Raw genomic sequence first — 18,245 nt, 5'->3', positions numbered from 1 at the left:
CCCGGCCGCGCGCCCCGGTCGCGGCCGCGCGCCTCGCCCGCAGAGGTGGGCCCGTCTGCGGGGGTCGACGCTCAGACCTCGCCGACGGGCCAGGTATGGACCGGGGCCTCAGTGCGCTGGTGGGCGATGTAGAGCTCCATGAGGCGGGCGAGCGCGGCCCGCCGCTCCGGGGAGTCGGGTTCGGTGACGCGCGGCTTGAGGGCGTTGAGGGTGCGCAGCTGCCAGGTCGCGCCGTTCTGCCGGGTGCGGGCGCGCTCCTCGATGATCGTCATGTAGTGGTCGATCATCTCCGCATCCGCATCGAGCATCTCGAGCCCCTTCCGGGCGCGCGGTGCGAGCCCGGTGCGGATGAGCTCGGCGACGTCGACGCGTCCCGCCTTCGGCCACACGACTCTGGAGTACAGGCCTGACCGGGCGGCGGAGAAGAAGTTGCCCTCGGCCTCCGGGAAGGACAGCCGGGACCACACCGGCCGGTTCTCCTCGGTGAGGTACTTGACGAGCCCGTAGTAGAAGGCAGCATCGGCGACCATGTCCGCCACCGTGGGGCCGGCGGGCAGCAGCCGGTTCTCCACCCGGATGTGCGCGAGGTCGTCGCCGCTGGGTGCGTAGATCGGCCGGTTCCAGCGCCACACGGTGCCGTTGTGGAGGTTGAGCGCATGGAGGGTCGGGGCATTGCCCTGCATGACGGGGGTGCCGGCGTCCTCGCGGGACTCCGGGAGCATCGGCGGGAAGTAGCGGACGTTCTCCTCGAACAGGTCGAACACGCTTGTGATCCACCGCTCCCCGAACCACACGCGCGGGCGCACGCCCTGCGTGACGAGCTCCGGGGTGCGGGTGTCGATCGACTGGGTGAAGACCGGAATGCGGTTCTCGTGCCACAGCTTGCGGCCCATGAACAGCGGGGAGTTCGCGCTCAGCGCCACCTGGATCCCGGCGATCGCCTGCGAGGCGTTCCATGCGCCGGCGAACCGGTTGGGCGCGACCTGGAGGTGGAGCTGCATCGAGGTGCACGAGGACTCGGGGGCGACATCGGCGAAGTCGTGCTGGTAGAACTCGCGGTCGGTGACGTCGATCCGCACGAGCTCGCCGCGGGCGTCGAGCACAGCGTTGCTCAGCGCCCGGTACCGGTTCTCCTCCGTCATCCACGCGGGGTCCTCGAGGAACTCGGTGGTCAGAGTGGGGAGGGTGCCGATCATCCCGATCTGCGCATCGTGCGCCCGGGCCCCGGCGTGGGCGGCGGCGAGGCGGGCGCGGAGACCGGATTCGAGCTCGCGCAGGCCGGTGCCCGACACCTGGAGGACCGGGTGGTTGAGCTCGATGTTGTAGGAGCCGATCTCGCTCTGGAACTCGTCCGAGTCGATCGCGGCGAGCACCTTGTCGTTGACGCGGAACGGCTGCATGTCGGCGTCGACGAGGTTGAGCTCGAGCTCCATGCCGATCGTCCCGTGGTCGACGAACGTCGCCTCCTGGAGGTAGGAGTCGAACGTCTCGAGGTCCGCGTTGAGGAGCTCCCGGTAGCGCGTCCGCTGCTCGGGGGAGTATCGCTGAGAGGAAACCGCATCGCCCATGACAGTAGACAACCACACTTGTGGACGCGCGCGCACCGGTTCTGCACGGATTCGGGTGGCCCCTCCCCTGCCGGACCCGGTGGACGGGGGGGCCGGGTACTAGAGTGAATCGGGCCAGCCGATCCCATCCGCGACCCCCAGGAGACCCCGTGACCCAGCCCGCCGCCCTCGCCGACCTCGACCGCAGCGCCCTCGTCGCCGCCGCGCAGAACTCCCTGCCGCAGATGCTCGCCGACATCGAGCGGGTGATCTCGATCGAGACGCCGAGCGACGACCAGGAGGCGGTGGCCCGCGGAGCGGCGGACTTCGCCGCGCTCATCGAGGAGCGCCTGGGCGTCGCGCCGGAGTCGCTCGTCGTCGACGGCACCACTCACCTGCGGCTGCGCTTCGGCGACGGCCCCGCGCGGGTCGTGCTCGTCAACCACCAGGACACGGTGTGGCCGCACGGCACGCTCGAGCGCCTGCCCTTCAGCACCGAGGACGGGATCCTCCGCGGGCCCGGCAGCTTCGACATGCTCACCGGTGCGATCATGAGCGTCTGGGCCACCCGGCTCCTCCTCGCCGCCGCCGGCGTCCCCGTGCCGGACACGGAGAGCACGACCACCGCCTCGGGCGCGGGAGCAGCGGCGACCGGCGGGGCCTCGGCAGACGCCGGCGCCTCGGGACCGGTCCCCTCCCCCGCCGAGGCGCTCGCCGGGCTGTCGATCCTCGTCACCGGGGACGAGGAGATCGGCTCGGTGACCTCCTCGGACCTCATCCGGGCCGAGGCGAAGGAGGCCCGCGCCGTGTTCGTCATGGAGGCCTCCGCCGACGGTGCGCTCAAGCTCTCCCGCAAGGGCACCTCGATGTACACGATCCTCGTCCACGGGAAGGCCGCACACGCCGGGCTCGAGCCGGAGAAGGGCATCCACGCCGGGCTCGAGCTCGCCCATCAGATGCAGGTCGTCGCAGGCCTCGCCGACCCCGCGGAGCAGACCACCGTGACGCCGACGAAGTTCTCCGGCGGGACCACGACGAACACGGTGCCGGCGCTCGGGCAGTTCGACGTCGACGTCCGCGCCCTCACCGCCGAGGAGCAGCAGCGCGTCGACGACGCGATCCGCGGCCTCACGCCGAGCATCGACGGCACCCGGATCGCCGTGCGCGGCGGGATCAACCGGCCGCCGTTCGAAAAGGAGATGTCGGCGGCGCTGTTCGACCGCGCCGTCGCGCTCGCCGCGGAGATCGGGATCGAGGAGCCGCGCGGAGTGCCGGTGGGCGGCGCCTCGGACGGGAACTTCACCGCCGGTGACGGCATCCCCACCCTCGACGGCCTCGGTGCGGTGGGCGACGGCGCGCACGCCGAGCACGAGCACGCGATCATCGAGCGCATCCCGCCGCGCACCGCTCTCCTCGCCGCCCTCGTCGCCGACGGCCTGACGGACTGAGCGTCGCGTGTATACACGTGCCGGCAGGACAGCGACACGTGCATGGGCCTCCCGGTGCACCCCAGTGCGGATACTCGCGGGTAATCGCACTGCATTGCACCGGGCACCCCATCTGGGGCTCCGCTCGCGGGCCTGGCTCGGACCGCGGTCGCCTCAGGCGATGATGCGGCCGAGGTCCGCCTCGAGCGCGGCGGGGGTGCGGGCGGAGAACAGCCAGTCGCGGTGGACGGGATCCGGGACGATGCGCTCGCGCGCGGCGATGTCGTCTGCCCGGACGAGGTACCAGCGGTAGCCGTGCGGGGCGAGGAGCGCCTCGAGCGCCCGGCCGTCGGCCTGCCCGTGGAGCACCTCGCACAGGATGTCGGGACGGTGCCGGGCGAGGAGCTCCTGGCCGTGCTCGAGCACCGCGTCCTCCGCACCCTCGACGTCGATCTTCATCACCACCTGCCCCGGCGCATCCGCGCGCTGTTCCGCTTCGACCTCGGGGAGCTCGAGCGGGAGCAGATCGTCGAGGGCGAGGAACTCCACCTCGGAACCCTCGGCGAACTCCATGTGCGCGGAGTAGAAGGAGGGGAGCGCGGAGCCGCCCTCCCCGCTCGGCACCCGCATCCGCGTGCCCGAGGCGCCCACCCCGGTGGGGTGCACGCGCACCCGGTCGGCGATCCCGTTGCGATCGACGTTCCTCTGCAGTCCGGCGACGACCGCCGGCACCATCTCGAAGGCGTGCACCCGCAGCCCGGGGTTCGCCGCTGCAGCCGCCACGGTGAACACACCCGTGTACGCACCGACGTCGAGGAGGACCGCGGCCCGGCGGGCGAGCGCGGTGACGATGTCGAGGGCGAGCGCATCGGCCGGATCGGGACGGCGCCCGCCGCTCCAGTAGAACTCCTTGGCGATCTCGCAGCGGCCCGGGTCGACGAGCACGAAGCGGGCCCCAGCCGCCGTCCCGGCCACCTCGGCGAGACCGGCAGGGGCGGGCAGACGGCCGACACGGATACCCGGGACCAGCCGGGCGGCCACACGCAGGAGGGGATGGAGCGGCCGGGCGGACAGCCCGGTCTTGACGAGAGGCTTGAGGCCGAACCAGCGCTGTCGTCGGCCGGCGAGGGTGCGTCTGTAATCCGTCATCGGATGTCTCCCACGGTCCGCGCGGCATCTGCGACCGCGCTGTCCTGAGTATCGCTGTCCTGAGTCGTCGTGCGTCCTGTGTCGTCGTGGTCCTGCCACGGTACTACGGGACGCCGAGGCGAGGCCCGCGCTGCAGGACGACTCCGAGCGGCCGCACCGACCGACCCCCTCCAGGGCGGCCCCCGCCGGCCATCTGTCCCGCGTCCGCGCCGGTTGTTAGGGTGGGTGGAAGCGACCGACAGTCTCTCCCGCGCCTGCCCGCGTTCCGGGCCCGCGCCCGCCGCACCCGCGCAGAAGGAAGTGCCCCATGCAGCTCACCGGACTCACGCTCCACCGCCTCTCGATCCCCCTGGTCACCCCGTTCACCACCTCGTTCATGACGGAGACGGAGAAGGACTGCTACCTCGTCGAGGCGCGGTTCGACACCCCGTCGGGCCCGGTCACCGGCTGGGGCGAGTCGGTGGCGATGATCGCCCCGCTCTACTCCGAGGAGTACATCGACGGCGGCATGGCCGTCACCCGCGACTGGCTCGCGCCGATCCTGTTCGACGTCGAGGACCTCACCGCGGAGACCGTCGGCTGGCACCTGCGCCACGTCATCGGGCACCGGATGTCGAAGTCGGCCCTCGAGATGGCCGTCATCGAGGCGCAGCTCAAGCAGGCCGGCCTATCGTTCCAGCAGTACCTGGGCGGCGTGGTCGACACGATCCCCTCCGGCGTCTCGGTCGGCATCCAGGACACCGTCGAGGACACCGTGCGGGTCATCGGCGAGTACCTCGAGGAGGGCTACGCCCGCATCAAGCTCAAGATCAAGCCGGGCGCGGACATCGCGCCGGTGGCCGCGGTGCGCAAGGCTTTCGGCGACGACTTCCTGTTCCAGGTCGACGCCAACGCCGCCTACACCCTCGTCGACGCCGCGCACCTGAAGAAGCTCGACGACTACGGCCTGCTCCTCATCGAGCAGCCGCTCGGTGAGGCGGACATCCGCCAGCACTCCGAGCTCGCGAAGCTCATGGACACCCCGATGTGCCTCGACGAGTCGATCGTGTCGGCGGAGGCCGCCGCAGACGCCATCGCGCTCGGCGCCACCTCGGTCATCAACATCAAGCCCGGGCGTGTGGGCGGGTTCATCGAGGCCAAGCGGATCCACGACCTCGCCTCGGCCCACGGCGTCGCGGTGTGGCACGGCGGCATGGTCGAGACCGGCCTGGGCCGGGCCGCGAACGCGGCGATGGCCTCGTTGCCGGGCTTCACCCTGCCCGGTGACGTGTCCGGCTCGAAGCGCTTCTTCCACGAGGACATCACCGAAGAGATCGTCATGCACGACGGCGTCGTCGACGTGCCGACCGGCCCGGGCTTCGGCGTCACGATCGACCCGGAGAAGCTGCGCCGCTTCACCACCGACACGATCGAGATCACCCGGAAGTGACCGCAGGGCCGGGCGGGTCGCGGCCCTGGGAGCCGAGGTCGGGCCGGACCGTACCCGGGCAGCCGGGACCGGGCGGGTCGGATGGGCCCGACCGCCCCTTCGCGGCCGCACTGAACCGGGCGCGCACGGAGCATCGGGCGCTCGTGCTCGACGGCGCCTCGGGCACGGAGCTCGAACGCCGGGGCGCGGATGTGTCCGGCGACCTGTGGGCGGCCGCGCTCCTCGAATCCGATCCCGGCCTCGTCACCGCCATGCACGTCGCCTACCTCGACGCCGGGGCCGAGGTCATCGAATCGATCTCCTACCAGGCGACGGTCCCGGGGCTCGTCGCCGCGGGGAATCCGGAGGACCGGGCCCGCGCGCTGCTCGCCCGCTCCTGGGATCTCGTCGCGCAGGCGGCCTCCGGCCGTCGCACCCCGGACGGCCGCCCGGTGCTCGCGGCCTCCTCGATCGGGCCCTACGGCGCGTACCTCGCCGACGGCTCCGAGTACACCGGGGACTACCCGGCAGGTGTCGACGCGACGCACCTCCGGGAGTTCCATGCCGAGCGGATCGAGGTGCTCGCTGCGGCCGGCTGCCGGCTGTTCGCGTGCGAGACGATCCCGCACGCCGCAGAGGTCGCCGCACTCGTGGCCGTGATGCGCGAGCACCCGGAGGCCGAGTGGTGGCTCAGCCTCTCGATCCGCACGGACGCCCACGGCGGGATCACGCTGGCCGACGGCACGCCCCTCTGCCGGGCCCTCGCCGTGCTCCCGGCGTCCGGTTCGCCGGGTGGGCCTGCGGCCGTGGGCATCAACTGCTGCCCGGCCCGCCTCGTCGCCCCGGTCCTCGCCGAGGTGCGTGCAACCGGGCACGCGGGCCTCGCCTACCCGAACTCCGGGGAGACCTACGACGCCGCGACCGGCACCTGGTCGCCGCCGGACAGCGAGCACGCAGGCGATACGCCACCGGCCGGTCCGGTGCCGACCGATGAGCACCCGGCCGGTGACGGCACAGACCCGGCAGGCGGACACTCGACCCACGACGCGGTGGACCCGGTCGGCTTCGCGGCGGCGGCCGCGGACTGGGTGGGGGCCGGTGCGGCGATGATCGGCGGGTGCTGCCGGACCACGCCCGCAGTCGTCCGCGCCCTCGCACAGCGCACCTGACCTTGCACTGCGCGCCTGACCAGCAGGCTCACCGCATGTTCTGTGCGACCATCGTCTGCAGACCGTAGCCGATCCCGCCGTGGACGTCGGTGAGCTCGGTGTGGACGACCCCACCCTGACCGGGAGTGACGATCGACTGGGCGTTCATCCGGATCCACTCGCCCTCGGGCTCGCGGTCGAGCACGACGTGGAGGTCGCAGTTGATGAGGCGGTGGCGGGCCGGGTCGACGGGCAGGCTGACGCCGCCGCCGGAGTCGGCGAGGACGAGCGCGCGCTGCCAGCCCGTGGGCTCCTCCCCCTCGACGAGTGCGTTGTGCTGCCGGCCCCACACGAGTGCGGGCGACCGGTCCCCGCCCTCGATGAAGCGCCATTCGACTGCGGTGCCATAGCCGCCGGTGTGGGCACCCGGGATCGTCGCGAGGCGCTCCTCGGGAACGGGGAGGTCGTCGGGCAGCACAGCGGGGTCGTCCGGATCGCGCCGTCCGGGCACCGCAGGGTAGTTCTCCGGTGCGGCCAGGATGCGCCAGGCGCGGGCGAGCAGCGCCGGTCGTCCGCCGGCCGAGGCGGTGGCGGACACGAGCTCCATCGAGCGGCCGCTGCGGATGACCTCGGTGGTGATCTCGAGCGCGGCGACCGGCACGGGCCCGAGGATGTCGATACGGACGTCGGCGAGCCGCTGGCCCTCCTTGGGGTCGACGGCGAGCATCTGCCGGGCGAGCAGCGCGGCGGGCGGGCCGGCGTGCTGGAAGTCCGGGCTCCACGGCCCCGCGGTCATCGGCGTCGACTCGAACCGGGCCTCGTCGAGCTGGCGGTAGAAGGCCTCCATCGGCAGTGCTCCTCACGTCGTCGGGGGGTCTGTTCCGACCCTACTGCACCCGTGACGCACGTCACCGGCCCGGCGCCGCAGGTCACACATCCCGCGCCGATGGACACCGGCTCGGCGTCGCCGGCCACCGGCTCGGTGCATCGACCGGCGCGAACCCGGCCGCCCCGGCGCACGCCGCGGCGTCCCCGGCCGGTTCGAGCTGGAGGGTGGTGTGGGTGAGCGCGGGGCTGAAGTGCGCGGCCAGGCAGGAGCGCAGATCGCGCAGGACCGGGCCGGCCCGCCCGGACTCGAAGCACGCCTCGGCGACGACGACGTGCGCGGTGAGGACGGGCAGGCGGGAGTCGATGAGCGCGATGTGGAGGTCGTGGACGTCGAGCACCTCGGGCCGCTCGGTGAGATGGCGGTGCACCTCGGCGAGCTCGATCTCCGCCGGCACGCTCTCGAGCAGGATCCGGACCACCGCCCGCAGGATGACGAGCGCGCGCGGGACTATGACGAGGGCGATGAGGATGCCGGCCACCGCATCCGCGCGGCCCCAGCCGGTGGTCCAGATGACGAGCGCGGCCGCGATCACGGCGACCGAGCCGAGCGCATCGGCGGCGACCTCGAGGAAGGCCGCACGGAGGTTGAGGCCGTCCGCCCGGCGGGAACGCAGGAGGAGGAGTCCGGCCATGTTCCCCGCCAGACCGATGGCACCGAACACGAGGAGCAGCCCGCCGGGCACCTCCGGGGGCGCGAACAGCCGCCGGATCCCCTCGACGAGGCCGTAGACGCCGACCCCGGCGAGCAGCAGCGCCTGCGCTCCGGCGGCGAGCACCTCGACGCGGCGCAGCCCCCAGGTCCGGCGGGCGGTCGCCGGGCGCCGGACGAGGCCGGCGGCGAGGAACGCCATCGTCAGGCCGCCGACGTCAACAAGCATGTGGGCGGCGTCGGTGAGCAGCGCGAGCGAGCCGGTGAGGACGGTCCCGATGAGTTCAGCGAGGAGGACCGTCGCGGTGATCGCGAGCACGAGGCCGAGGCGCCGGCGCGTCCCCGCCGCCGTCGCTTCACCGTGCGCCGAGCCGTTCGCGAGGTCGTCCGCCGGTCGCGCGTGATCGTGGCCGAGTCCCATGGGATCTCCCTTCACTGCGGTGATCCCATTGTATATCAATACATGGTCATATGTTGATACTTCGTCGGAGTGCGCTTCCACTGGCCGCCCACCGCGACGCTCGGATCCGCCCCTCGGATCCAGCCCTGCCCCGGGTGCTGCACGACTCCGCCCGCCGGTCCCGGGCACGACCGCACCCGGACATGACCGTGGCCCGCACACCACCCGGCTCGGGAGACGACCGTGACCCGGGGCGCTGCGGCTCCCGGGGCACGGTCCTCGGATCAGGTGCTGCCGTCGCGGCGGCCCGTCTCGTCGGAGTCGTCGTCCTCGGCGGAGTCGGACCCCGCCGCACTGGAGGTACCGGATGCACTGGAGGTACCGGAGGTGCCTGTACCGGGCCGGGCAGTTCCGGACGGTCCGCCCGCCCCGCCGGTCCGCTTGGTGCGCAGGGCCTCCTCGATGAGGGCGTTGACGTCGATGCCGGTCGAGCGCTTGACGTCGTCGCCGAGCCGGCCGAGCCCGGCGGCGAATTCGCTGCCGGACGCGGTCCGCGGATCGGTGCCGCCGCGCACATCGGCCGGACCCCGGTCGCCGGCGCCGTCGTCACCGGGATCCCCGGCGCCGTCCGCTCCCGCGGCGTAGCGCTCGACGATGTCGGAGATCGCACTCGCCGCCTCGGAGGCGCTGCGCGGCATGCCGGTGCCGTCGGGGGCGAATCCGCCGGACTTCCCCGACGCCCGCTTGACCATGTCGGCGAGGTCGACCCCGGTGGTGCCGCGGAGCACCTCGAGCACCGAGGCGAGGTTCGACGACATGCTCTGCGCGAGCTTCGACTCCCCGTCCGTCGACACGATCGACAGGTCCTTGATGTTCGCGTAGGGCTCGACGAGCTTCCCGGCGAGGCTCGGCAGGGTGTGGAGCACCTGGTTGAGCACGGCTGCGTCGTTGAAGTGCTTGTACGCGGCGGCCTGCTTCTCCAGTGCCTCCGCCTCTGCGGCGCCCTGGGCGCGACGGGCCTCGGCCTCGGCCTCACCGCGGGCACGGATCGCGGAGGCCTCGGAGTCGCCCTCGAGGCGCACCGCCTCGGCGTCCTTCGACCGGCGCGCGAACTCAGCGGCCGCGTCGGCCTCACCGCGCGCCCGGGTGGCGGCGGCCTCGGCCTCACCGGCGAGCCGCACGGCCTCGGCATCCTTGGACCGGCGGGCGAGCTCCGCGGCGGCCTGCGCCTCGCCCTCGAGCTTGACGGCCTCGGCCTCCTTCTCACGGCGGTGGAGCGCGGCGGCGGCCTCGGCGCGGCCGCGGGCGTCGATCTCGTAGGCCTGCGCGTCGGCCTCGGCCTGGCGGCGGTACTTCTCCGCGTCGGCCGGCCGCTTGACCTCGGCCTCGAGCTGCTCGGCGCGGACCTCGGCCTGCTCCTTGGCGACGATCCGCTCCCGCTCGAGGAGCTTCTGCTGCTCGGCGGCCGCGGACAGCGGGCCGGCGTTGTCGGCGACGGCCTGGCGGACGTCGGCGTCCTCCTTGAGCTCGGCGCGGCGGAGCGCGAGCTTCTGCTGCTGCTCGGCGATCGCCTGGTCGGTGAGCGCCTGCTGGCGCTGCGTCTCCTCGTTCTGCAGAGCGGCTGCGACGGCGGCCTCGCGGTGGGCGTTCGCCTCGGCGATGGCGGCGTTCTTCGCGACCTCGGCGGCCTGCGGGCGGCCCCAGTCGCGCAGGTAGGAGCCCTCGTCCTCGACGGCCGAGATCTGGAAGGTGTCGATGACGAGGCCCTGGTTGTTCATCGAGTGCGCGGACTCCTCCTGCACCTGGGCGGCGAACGAGGCGCGGTCCTGGATGATCTGCTCGACGGTGAGCGTGCCGACCACGGCGCGCAGGGTGCCGGACAGGATCTCCTGGCTGTAGTGGTCGATCTGCGCCTGCTGGTCGAGGAAGCGCTGGGCGGCCCGGCGCACGTCGTCGACGTTGCCGCCGACCTTGACCTGCGCGACGCCGCGCAGCCGCAGCGCGATGCCGTTCTTCGAGATGCCGTCGATCTCGACGGAGATCTGCCGCGATGACAGCGACATGACGAAGGCCTTCTGTACCACCGGGTACACCACGGCGCGTCCGCCGATGACCACGCGGCCGCCCTGCGCGACGTCCTCGCTCGAGGAGCCGCGGCCGGTGATGATGAGGGCCTCGGACGGGGAGGCGATGCGGTAGGACCGCAGCAGGACGAACAGCCCGATGAGGACGACGACGATGATCGCCGCGATGATGAGAACGGGGACGAGATCCGGCATGGGCGCGGCCTTTCGCGATGGGCCGGTGCGAGCGGCCCGGGAGCAGTGATCCTCCCACTATGCCACGCGGTCCGTGGCGGCGGTGCGGGCGCGATGTTCCCGCTCCGACACCCGGGTGGCGGTGGCGGCGCCCCGTCGCGGCGGAGGCGTGGGTGCCGAGCACCGGCTCCGCGGTCACTGTGCATGACGGGGCATCGGCAGCGGTCCCTCACCCGGATGTCCGGCGAGGAGGCTGATCCGATTCGGGGGTATCGTTCCCATCACACCCGAGCAGGGCCGGCCGGAACAGCGGGCGCCTGCATGCCGGAGAGGAGAGAGCAGTGAAGACGCTGCTGGAGACGTGGATGACCCCGGAGACCAACCGGTGGGCATTCACCCATGTCCGAGAGATCATCCCCACCGCGAAGGTGGCACGGGGGAACAGCACGTTCGAGCTCACCGCGGCCGCGCGCAGCGCAGTGGGCCCGGATACGCCGCTGCGCCACAGCGGCGTTCCGGTCGAGAAGTACCTCGAGAGCACCGCCACCGACTCGATCGTGGTGCTCTCCCGGGGTGAGGTGCAGTTCGAGTGGTACGCCGAGAACACGTCCGCCGATGCCGTCCACATCAACTTCAGCGTCACGAAGTCCCTGCTCGGCGTGCTCGGTGGGATCCTCGCGGCCGACGGCGCGTTCGCCTTCACCGACCCGGTGACGAAGTACGTCCCGGAGGTCGCGGGCTCCGGCTTCGACGTCGGGATCCAGTCGCTGTTCGACATGGCGGTCCCGCTCGCGTTCTCGGAGGATTACGCGATGGGCGACCCGCGCATGATCGAGTACCGCCGCGCGACCGGCTGGATCCCGGGCGGGAGCGAGGGACTCCACGCCTTCCTGCCCTCCCTCGAGCGGCGGGCACCGGAGGGCGCCGAGTACCACTACGCCTCCCCGACGTCCGACATGGCCGGCTGGGTGCTCGAGCGCGCGACCGGACGGCGGCTGGCGGATCTGTTCTCGACACACCTCTGGACGCCGATCGGCGCCGAGTCCGATGCGGACCTCACCGTCGACGCCCACGGTGCGGGGCGGGCCGCCGGAGGCCTCTCCTGCTCGACCCGTGATCTCGCCCGCCTCGGCCACCACCTCACCATCGATCGCTCGCCGGTGCCGGAGGGCTTCGTCCGCGATCTCTTCACCGGAGACGCTGCGCGGTGGCGAGCGGGCGCCCACATCCGCGATTTCCCCAACGGCACCTACCGGAACTTCTGGTACGTCCCCGACGCCGACGCTCCGGTCGTGTGCGCCGTGGGCATCCACGGCCAGATCCTCTATGTCGACCTCGCCGAGGGCATCGTCATCGCCAAGCACAGCTCCTGGCCGACTCCCCTCGACGACGAGATGCGCACCGTCCAGTTCCGCGGCCTCAGGGACATCGCCGCCGCTGTCGCCGACGGAAGGCAGTGACGGTGGGCCGCCACGATGCGACCGGGCACGGCATGACACCCCTACCGCACGGACCGTTCCACGGCCTGTCCGCCTTCCCGCTCACCCCGCTGCGCGACGACGTCCTCGATGCGCCCGCCCTGCGCGGACTCGTCGGACGCCTGGCCCCGGCGCCCGCTGCCGAGGGTGCGGACATCGGCCCGGCTCTCGTCGACAGCATCGGTGCCCTCGGGTCGACCGGATCGTACGCCTATCTCGACCGGGAGGAGTGGACGACGGCGCTGCGCACGATCCTCGCGGGGGCCGGGGGCACACCCGTGGTCGCCGGCGTCGGAGCCCTGCGCACCCGCGAGGTCCTCACCCGGGCGCGCACGGCCGAGCAGCTCGGCGCCGCGGGGCTGCTGCTGGCCCCGGTGAGCTACCAGCCGCTCCGGGATTCCGAGGTGATCGGCCTGTTCGCCGCCGTCGCCGAAGCGGTCGACCTGCCGATCTGCATCTACGACAATCCCGGCACCACCAGGTTCCGGTTCTCCCTCGACCTCTACGCCCGCCTGTCTGGCATCCCCTCGGTCACCGGGGTGAAGATCCCGCCGACCGACGGCACCGAGGCGCAGCCCGCAGACCGGCTGGCCCGGATCCGGGAAGCGGTCGGACCCGATGCGGCGATCGGGATCAGCGGCGACGCGGCAGCGGCGGCGCACCTGGCCGCGGGCGCCGACGCCTGGCACTCGGTGGTCGGCGGCCTGTTCCCGCGAGCCGCCCGCACGCTGTTCGACGCCGCCCGATCGGGCGCGTCGGACACTGCACACGACCTCGAGGAGCTGTGGCCGCTCCTCGCCCAACACGGCAGCGTCCGGGTCATGGCCGCCGCCGCGGCGGAGCTCGACCTCGCCGCGGATGACTGCCTGCCGCATCCGCTGCGCCCCCTCGAGGAGGACGAGCGCGCCGAGGTCGCCCGGACGGTGCGGGGTGCGGGACTCGCCTGACACTCGCCAGGAGACGGCGCCCACAGTGCGAGCCGGGTGTCGGCTCAGCCCTTGGGGATCGGCGGGCCGAGCATGAGGAGCACGGTGAAGAGCAGTGCGACGCCGAGCAGGCCGACGACGACCGCGAGGAGCGGGTGGGCGATCGCCCAGGCGCAGAGGCGTTCGAACCAGTTCCGCGGAGCATGGCCGCCGCGAGCGAGCTGCCAGTCGCCATCGAGGAGGCCGCGGCGGCGTGCATCGATTTCGAACGGGATCGTCGCATACGGGATGACGGCGCTGAACAGGCCGAGGATCGTGCGGCCGAGCGGCCAGCGCTGCGAGGTGCCGACGAGCACGGTCACGACGCAGTAAGTGAGGAACACGAAGCCGTGGATACCACCGCCGATCCGCACCCCCACCTCCGTCGTCTGGGTGACGTACTTGAGGATGAGGCCGATGATGAGCAGGGTCCAGGTGATCGCCTCGGCGATCGCGAACACGGTGAAGAGCTTCTTGGGAGTCACCCGGACAGTATCCCCGGTCCGGCCAGGCGATGCATCAACCGTTCGGTCGATCCCGTGCCCGCGCCTGCTCGCTCACACGTGAAACGGCAATATCCTGCGGTTCCGTTCTCAGGAACCGCAGGATATTGCCGTGTGGCGGATGGGTCAGATGGGTCGGGTCAGGCGATCAGCCCTTGCCGCCCACGGTGAATCCGACCTCGACGGCGGTGTCGCCGGTGTCGACGCTCACGGTGTAGCCGCCGGGCAGGCCCCGGACGGCGCTCGGGTCGATGCCCTTGACGGTGAAGGTCGCGGTGCCGGACTCATCGGCGGTCGCGGTGCCCGAGGCCGGCGACTTGCCCGGCTTCGTGCGACCGTCGGCCGTCAGCGTCCAGTCCACGGTCTGGCCCGGTTCGAGGTTGGTCACGGTGACCTCCACGCCGGACTTCTTGAGGTCCTTGACGGAGATACGGTCCCGATCGACAGAGGCGACCGGATCGAGATCGTAGGCGACGACGTGGGCCGCGTAGGCCATCGCCGGCACCATGATGCCCATGGCCTCCTGGTCGACGTTCTCGTAGGTGTCGTCGATCGTGTGGTAGTTCCGGTCCTGCTGGACGCCGGCGGTGCCGCCGAACAGCTCCACCTCTTCCTCGGTCTTGATCGCGTCGGCACCGGTGAACAGGCCGGAGACCGGGATGCCGTTGTCGATGAACGCCTGGTAGTCGGAGCGACCGGAGAACTCGGTGCCGACGTGCGGCTGGCCGATCGAGTCGAAGTAGCCGGTGAAGATCTCCTCGAGCTCCACCGATCCCTCCGGCACGTTGACGCCGTCGGGGATCGGGACGTCCGAGCCGTCGGAGTCGAGCGTGCCGATGACGTAGTTCTCCGAGCCGATCATGTCGTAGTTGAGGTACGAGGAGATCCGCTCCTTCTCCTCGTCGCTCAGCGACGCGACGTACTCGGTGGAGCCGACGAGACCGATCTCCTCGGCACCCCAGAATCCCATCCGGACCTGGTTGTCGACGTCGTGCGGCTGGGCGGCGAGGCCTTCTGCCACGGCGAGCAGCCCGGCCACGCCGGAGGCGTTGTCGTTAACGCCGGGGCCTTCGGCTACGCCGTCGAGGTGCGCGCCCATCATCTGCACGTCGTCGGGGTCGCCGGCCTTGGTCTCGGCGATGACGTTCCAGGTCTCGATGTCCTCGAAGGTCGTCTCCACGGTGAGGTCGCCGAGCACCGGGGTGTCCCCGGCGGCGAGGATCTGTTCGCGCAGCGCATCGCCCTCGGCGAGCTCCATCGAAGCGCCCGCGATGTTTCCCTCGACGCGGTCGCCGACGGTGCCGTTGAGCGCGCCCGGGGAGTGGTTGTAGATGACGACGGCGGCCGCACCGGCCTCGGTCGCGGCGGTGACCTTCTCGCCGAAGGCGCAGACGCCGCGCTGCACGAGCACGATCGTGCCGGCGTTGGTGTCGCTGTAGTCGCCGGCCTCGCAGCCGAGCTCGCCGCCGGCCTGGTCGCCGTAGGCGTCGTCGGTGGGCAGGGTGACCGCGGTGTCGGTGAGCGGGGCGTCGGTGCCCTCGGCGTTCGACAGCGTTGAGAACGTCTCCTGCGCCTCGCCCTCGACGCTGAAGGAGACCTCGCCGAAGGTCTGGGTCGGCACGGTGAAGGTGTCGCGGGTGACGTCGAACTTGCCGCTGGCCTCGAGCACCTCCTCGACGTATTCGCTCGCGGCCTCGTAGCCGGGGGTGCCGACGGCGCGATGGCCCTCGTCTGCGTGGGCCAGGGAGATGTCGGAGAGCTCCTGGAGGTGGGCCAGGGCGGCCTCTCCGGTGACATCCATGTCGGTGTGCTCGGAGATGGGCGCCGCGAGTACGGGGCCCGCGGTGGCGAGCCCGAGCGAGGCGGCCGCGGTGACGGCGAGCGCGCTGTGGGTGATTCTTCTGGACATGTCGACCTCTCGATTCGGTGGTGCGGATGCGTCTCTGTCAGTCGTTCGACGGAGCCGCCCAGCGGTGCCGGTCGTGCAGTGGAGCTGGTCGTGCGTCGCCGGATGGTGCCGCCGGAGGACGGTGCGTGCAGTGCGTGGTGCGAAGGTCACGATTTGGTGACACGCATCACATGGTCCACCACGGTAGTACACAGACAGTTCACAATTGAGGCCCGAAAGTCACGAAAAGATAAAGAAAAAACGGCAATTGTCTTGACATCCGAGACACCGATAACTTCTCAGACTCGAGTGGAACAGTGATTCCATGGGACATTCCGAGGACCCGAACACCGCCCCCGCCCGTGACGACCTGCTCTCCGCAGAGGACTTCCTCTCCCTCCCGAGCGAGACCCTCGCCGAGGGCGAGCGCGGCCGCATCGACGCCACCCGGATGGGAGCGGTCGACCTCCTCGTCCTCCGCTTCGACACGGCTGTCGCCGTGGTCTCGCGTTTCGGCGCGCAGGTGCTCGCCCATCGTCCCGCCGGCCGGCCCGACACCCTCTTCACCTCCTCGCTCGCCCGTTTCGACACCGGGGCGGCGATCCGCGGCGGGATCCCGGTGTGCTGGCCCTGGTTCGGCCCCGCATCGACCCCACAGCACGGCTGGGCGCGCCTGCACACCTGGGAGGTCGAGGCGCTCACCGTCGACGGCACCGGGGCCGAGGTGCGCCTCGGCTTCTCCCACCGCGGCGCCGCGGCAGGTCTCACCGTGCGCCTCGCCGACGGGCTCTCCGTCGAGCTCGCCCACCGCGCCGATCCCGTGCCGGAGACCGCTGCCGGGACTCACCTGCGGGCCGTGCGCGCACCCGGGGCCACCCCGGCCGCGCCCGAGCTGCCCGTCACCGCCGCGCTCCACGCGTACTTCGCGGTCGGCGACGCGCAGCGCACCGAGATCGCAGGAGTGACCGACCGGACGCTGCGCGTCCCGGCCGAGGGCATCGACTCGGTGTTCCCGCTCGCCGGAACCGCGGGCACCGCCGCCCACCGCATCGCCATCACCGATCCCGCGCTCGGCCGGCGCCTCACCGTGACGACGAACGCGAGCGATGCGGTGGTGTGGAACCCCGCGCAGCAGCTCGGCGACACCACCGCCGCCGCACACCACGGCTTCGTGTGCGTCGAGCCCGCCCGGATCTCGTCGCCGCTGACCCCCGGCGACACCCTGCGCATGCACCTCGCCGTCGACTGACGCACGCACCGGCCACACCCCCACCGGCGAGCCGGGGGCTCCACCGGGAGCCCTGGACCCCACCGGCGAGCCCGGCCCCTGCAGCACCGTCCCGACGGCCGCCCATCGCCTGACCCTGACCTGCCGCACCCATCATTCAACCAATTGCGCAAGTATTGAATTCATGCGCGGATCCTCATATGCTCATGACCGTGCCCGAACGCAGAGCAGTCCCCCAGGAGCCGAGCTACAAGCTCATCCATCGCTGGCAGCGCCACCTCGCCAACGAGCGCCTCGAGGAGCGCGTCTACCGCAGCCTCGCCGACCGCAAGACCGGCCAGGAGCGGGAGATCCTTCTCGGCCTCGCCGACGCCGAGCACCGCCACCAGCAGCACTGGATCACCCTGCTCGGCCCCCATGCCGAACGGCGCCGCCTGCCCGACCTCGGCACCCTCATCCTGTCCGTGCTCGGCCGCATGTTCGGCTCGGTGTTCGTCCTCGCCCTCGCTCAGCAGTCGGAGACGAGCTCGCCCTATGACAGCGACTGGTACGCCACCGACGCGATGGCCGCCGACGAGAAGATCCACGCCGAGGTCGTCCGAGCGCTCGCCGCCCGTTCCCGCGCCAAGCTCTCCGGCAACTTCCGCGCCGCGGTGTTCGGCGCCAACGACGGCCTCGTCTCCAACCTCGCCCTCGTGCTCGGCGTCGGGGCCGCCGGCGTCTCCACCGGCACGATCCTCCTCACCGGCATCTCCGGCCTGCTCGCCGGCGCACTCTCGATGGGGGCCGGCGAATACGTCTCCGTGCGCTCCCAGCGCGAGCTCCTCGAGGCCTCGACCCCGGACCCGGAATCCCGCACCGCGATCGCCGCCCTCGACATCGACGCGAACGAGCTCGCCCTCGTGTTCCGCGCCCGCGGCATGGACACCGACGAGGCGGAGGCCGCCGCCGCCGAGGCGATCCGCACCGCCTCCCACCCGGGCGGCCGCCACGGACTGCACGTGCCCGCCGAAGGCGAGCACGAGGAGCTCGGCACCGGCCTCGGCGCCGCCTCCTCCTCGTTCTGCTTCTTCGCCTCCGGCGCGGTCATCCCGATCCTGCCCTACATGTTCGGCATGTCCGGATACCCCGCGATCATCCTCGCCGCCGTGCTCGTCGGCCTCGCGCTCCTGTTCACCGGCGGCGTCGTCGGCGTGCTGTCCGGCCGCGCGCCGCTGCCGCGGGCGCTCCGCCAGCTCGCGATCGGCTACGGAGCGGCGGCCGTGACCTTCGCCCTCGGCCTGCTGTTCGGCACCGCGATCGGCTGACG

14 protein-coding genes are annotated in these 18,245 nt (G+C 72.0%); 7 read left to right on the top strand and 7 right to left on the bottom strand.

The genetic code is table 11. The features are described from left to right. Positions 1-71: 71 nt before the first annotated feature. Entirely contained in the window at positions 72-1,568 is a 1,497-nt protein-coding gene (locus FDF13_RS04710) for a glutamate--cysteine ligase (RefSeq protein WP_137318651.1), read from the bottom strand. A 149-nt stretch (positions 1,569-1,717) separates the two neighbouring features. Here FDF13_RS04710 and FDF13_RS04705 point away from each other — a divergent pair, with 149 nt between their 5' ends. Beyond that, positions 1,718-2,995 (top strand): M20 family metallopeptidase, encoded by a 1,278-nt coding sequence (locus tag FDF13_RS04705; RefSeq protein ID WP_254668908.1) that lies wholly within the window; start codon positions 1,718-1,720, stop codon positions 2,993-2,995. Between the two features lie 153 nt (positions 2,996-3,148). Here the strand turns inward: FDF13_RS04705 and FDF13_RS04700 are convergent, their stop codons facing one another. Next, positions 3,149-4,123: an FkbM family methyltransferase gene (locus FDF13_RS04700; RefSeq protein WP_137318650.1), complete on the bottom strand. Its 975-nt coding sequence runs from the start codon at positions 4,121-4,123 to the stop codon at positions 3,149-3,151. A gap of 307 nt (positions 4,124-4,430) precedes the next feature. Between FDF13_RS04700 and menC the strand changes: the two genes are divergently transcribed. After that, entirely contained in the window at positions 4,431-5,552 is a 1,122-nt protein-coding gene (gene menC, locus FDF13_RS04695) for an o-succinylbenzoate synthase (RefSeq protein WP_137318649.1), read from the top strand. Between the two features lie 143 nt (positions 5,553-5,695). Beyond that, positions 5,696-6,700 carry a homocysteine S-methyltransferase gene (gene mmuM / locus FDF13_RS04690; RefSeq protein ID WP_175406860.1) on the top strand — a complete coding sequence of 335 codons (1,005 nt, stop codon included), beginning with the start codon at positions 5,696-5,698 and terminating at the stop codon, positions 6,698-6,700. A 28-nt stretch (positions 6,701-6,728) separates the two neighbouring features. Here mmuM and FDF13_RS04685 read toward each other — a convergent pair whose 3' ends face one another. From FDF13_RS04685 to FDF13_RS04675, 3 genes are all read right to left on the bottom strand, one after another. After that, positions 6,729-7,526: a thioesterase family protein gene (locus FDF13_RS04685; protein ID WP_137318647.1), complete on the bottom strand. Its 798-nt coding sequence runs from the start codon at positions 7,524-7,526 to the stop codon at positions 6,729-6,731. An 82-nt stretch (positions 7,527-7,608) separates the two neighbouring features. After that, complete coding sequence (locus FDF13_RS04680; RefSeq protein ID WP_137318646.1) at positions 7,609-8,637, bottom strand: cation diffusion facilitator family transporter; 1,029 nt, start codon at positions 8,635-8,637, stop codon at positions 7,609-7,611. Between the two features lie 263 nt (positions 8,638-8,900). Continuing rightward, positions 8,901-10,895, bottom strand: a complete 1,995-nt coding sequence (locus tag FDF13_RS04675) for an SPFH domain-containing protein (RefSeq protein WP_137318645.1) — start codon at positions 10,893-10,895, stop codon at positions 8,901-8,903. Between the two features lie 320 nt (positions 10,896-11,215). Here FDF13_RS04675 and FDF13_RS04670 point away from each other — a divergent pair, with 320 nt between their 5' ends. Together FDF13_RS04670 and FDF13_RS04665 are read left to right on the top strand one after the other, a co-directional pair. Beyond that, a complete protein-coding gene (locus tag FDF13_RS04670; protein WP_137318644.1) occupies positions 11,216-12,334 on the top strand; it encodes a serine hydrolase in 1,119 nt (372 codons plus the stop codon). 32 nt (positions 12,335-12,366) lie between these two features. Beyond that, complete coding sequence (locus FDF13_RS04665; protein WP_137318643.1) at positions 12,367-13,299, top strand: dihydrodipicolinate synthase family protein; 933 nt, start codon at positions 12,367-12,369, stop codon at positions 13,297-13,299. Positions 13,300-13,343: 44 nt separating this feature from the next. On the opposite strand, the gene FDF13_RS04660 is transcribed toward FDF13_RS04665, so the two are convergent. Continuing rightward, a complete protein-coding gene (locus FDF13_RS04660; protein ID WP_137318642.1) occupies positions 13,344-13,802 on the bottom strand; it encodes a DUF3817 domain-containing protein in 459 nt (152 codons plus the stop codon). Positions 13,803-13,968: 166 nt separating this feature from the next. After that, positions 13,969-15,729 (bottom strand): M20/M25/M40 family metallo-hydrolase, encoded by a 1,761-nt coding sequence (locus FDF13_RS04655; RefSeq protein ID WP_137318641.1) that lies wholly within the window; start codon positions 15,727-15,729, stop codon positions 13,969-13,971. A gap of 304 nt (positions 15,730-16,033) precedes the next feature. Between FDF13_RS04655 and FDF13_RS04650 the strand changes: the two genes are divergently transcribed. Next, positions 16,034-16,957 carry a hypothetical protein gene (locus FDF13_RS04650; RefSeq protein ID WP_137318640.1) on the top strand — a complete coding sequence of 308 codons (924 nt, stop codon included), beginning with the start codon at positions 16,034-16,036 and terminating at the stop codon, positions 16,955-16,957. Between the two features lie 191 nt (positions 16,958-17,148). Next, positions 17,149-18,243 carry a VIT1/CCC1 transporter family protein gene (locus tag FDF13_RS04645; RefSeq protein ID WP_345029237.1) on the top strand — a complete coding sequence of 365 codons (1,095 nt, stop codon included), beginning with the start codon at positions 17,149-17,151 and terminating at the stop codon, positions 18,241-18,243. Positions 18,244-18,245: the final 2 nt, after the last annotated feature.

It is taken from the genome of Brevibacterium sp. CS2 (genome assembly GCF_005280295.1).
GTDB lineage: Bacteria > Actinomycetota > Actinomycetes > Actinomycetales > Brevibacteriaceae > Brevibacterium > Brevibacterium pityocampae.
The sequence above is the reverse complement of the archived record's forward strand: the minus strand, read 5'-3'. Positions and strand labels throughout refer to the sequence as shown.

Bases quoted from the DNA above. Each gene is read 5' to 3' on its own strand.
- FDF13_RS04710 (WP_137318651.1), bottom strand. From the start codon at position 1,568: ATGGGCGATGCGGTTTCCTCTCAGCGATACTCCCCCGAGCAGCGGACG.
- FDF13_RS04700 (WP_137318650.1), bottom strand. From the start codon at position 4,123: ATGACGGATTACAGACGCACCCTCGCCGGCCGACGACAGCGCTGGTTC.
- menC (WP_137318649.1), top strand. From the start codon at position 4,431: ATGCAGCTCACCGGACTCACGCTCCACCGCCTCTCGATCCCCCTGGTC.
- FDF13_RS04685 (WP_137318647.1), bottom strand. From the start codon at position 7,526: ATGGAGGCCTTCTACCGCCAGCTCGACGAGGCCCGGTTCGAGTCGACG.
- FDF13_RS04680 (WP_137318646.1), bottom strand. From the start codon at position 8,637: ATGGGACTCGGCCACGATCACGCGCGACCGGCGGACGACCTCGCGAAC.
- FDF13_RS04675 (WP_137318645.1), bottom strand. From the start codon at position 10,895: ATGCCGGATCTCGTCCCCGTTCTCATCATCGCGGCGATCATCGTCGTC.
- FDF13_RS04665 (WP_137318643.1), top strand. From the start codon at position 12,367: ATGACACCCCTACCGCACGGACCGTTCCACGGCCTGTCCGCCTTCCCG.
- FDF13_RS04655 (WP_137318641.1), bottom strand. From the start codon at position 15,729: ATGTCCAGAAGAATCACCCACAGCGCGCTCGCCGTCACCGCGGCCGCC.
- FDF13_RS04650 (WP_137318640.1), top strand. From the start codon at position 16,034: ATGGGACATTCCGAGGACCCGAACACCGCCCCCGCCCGTGACGACCTG.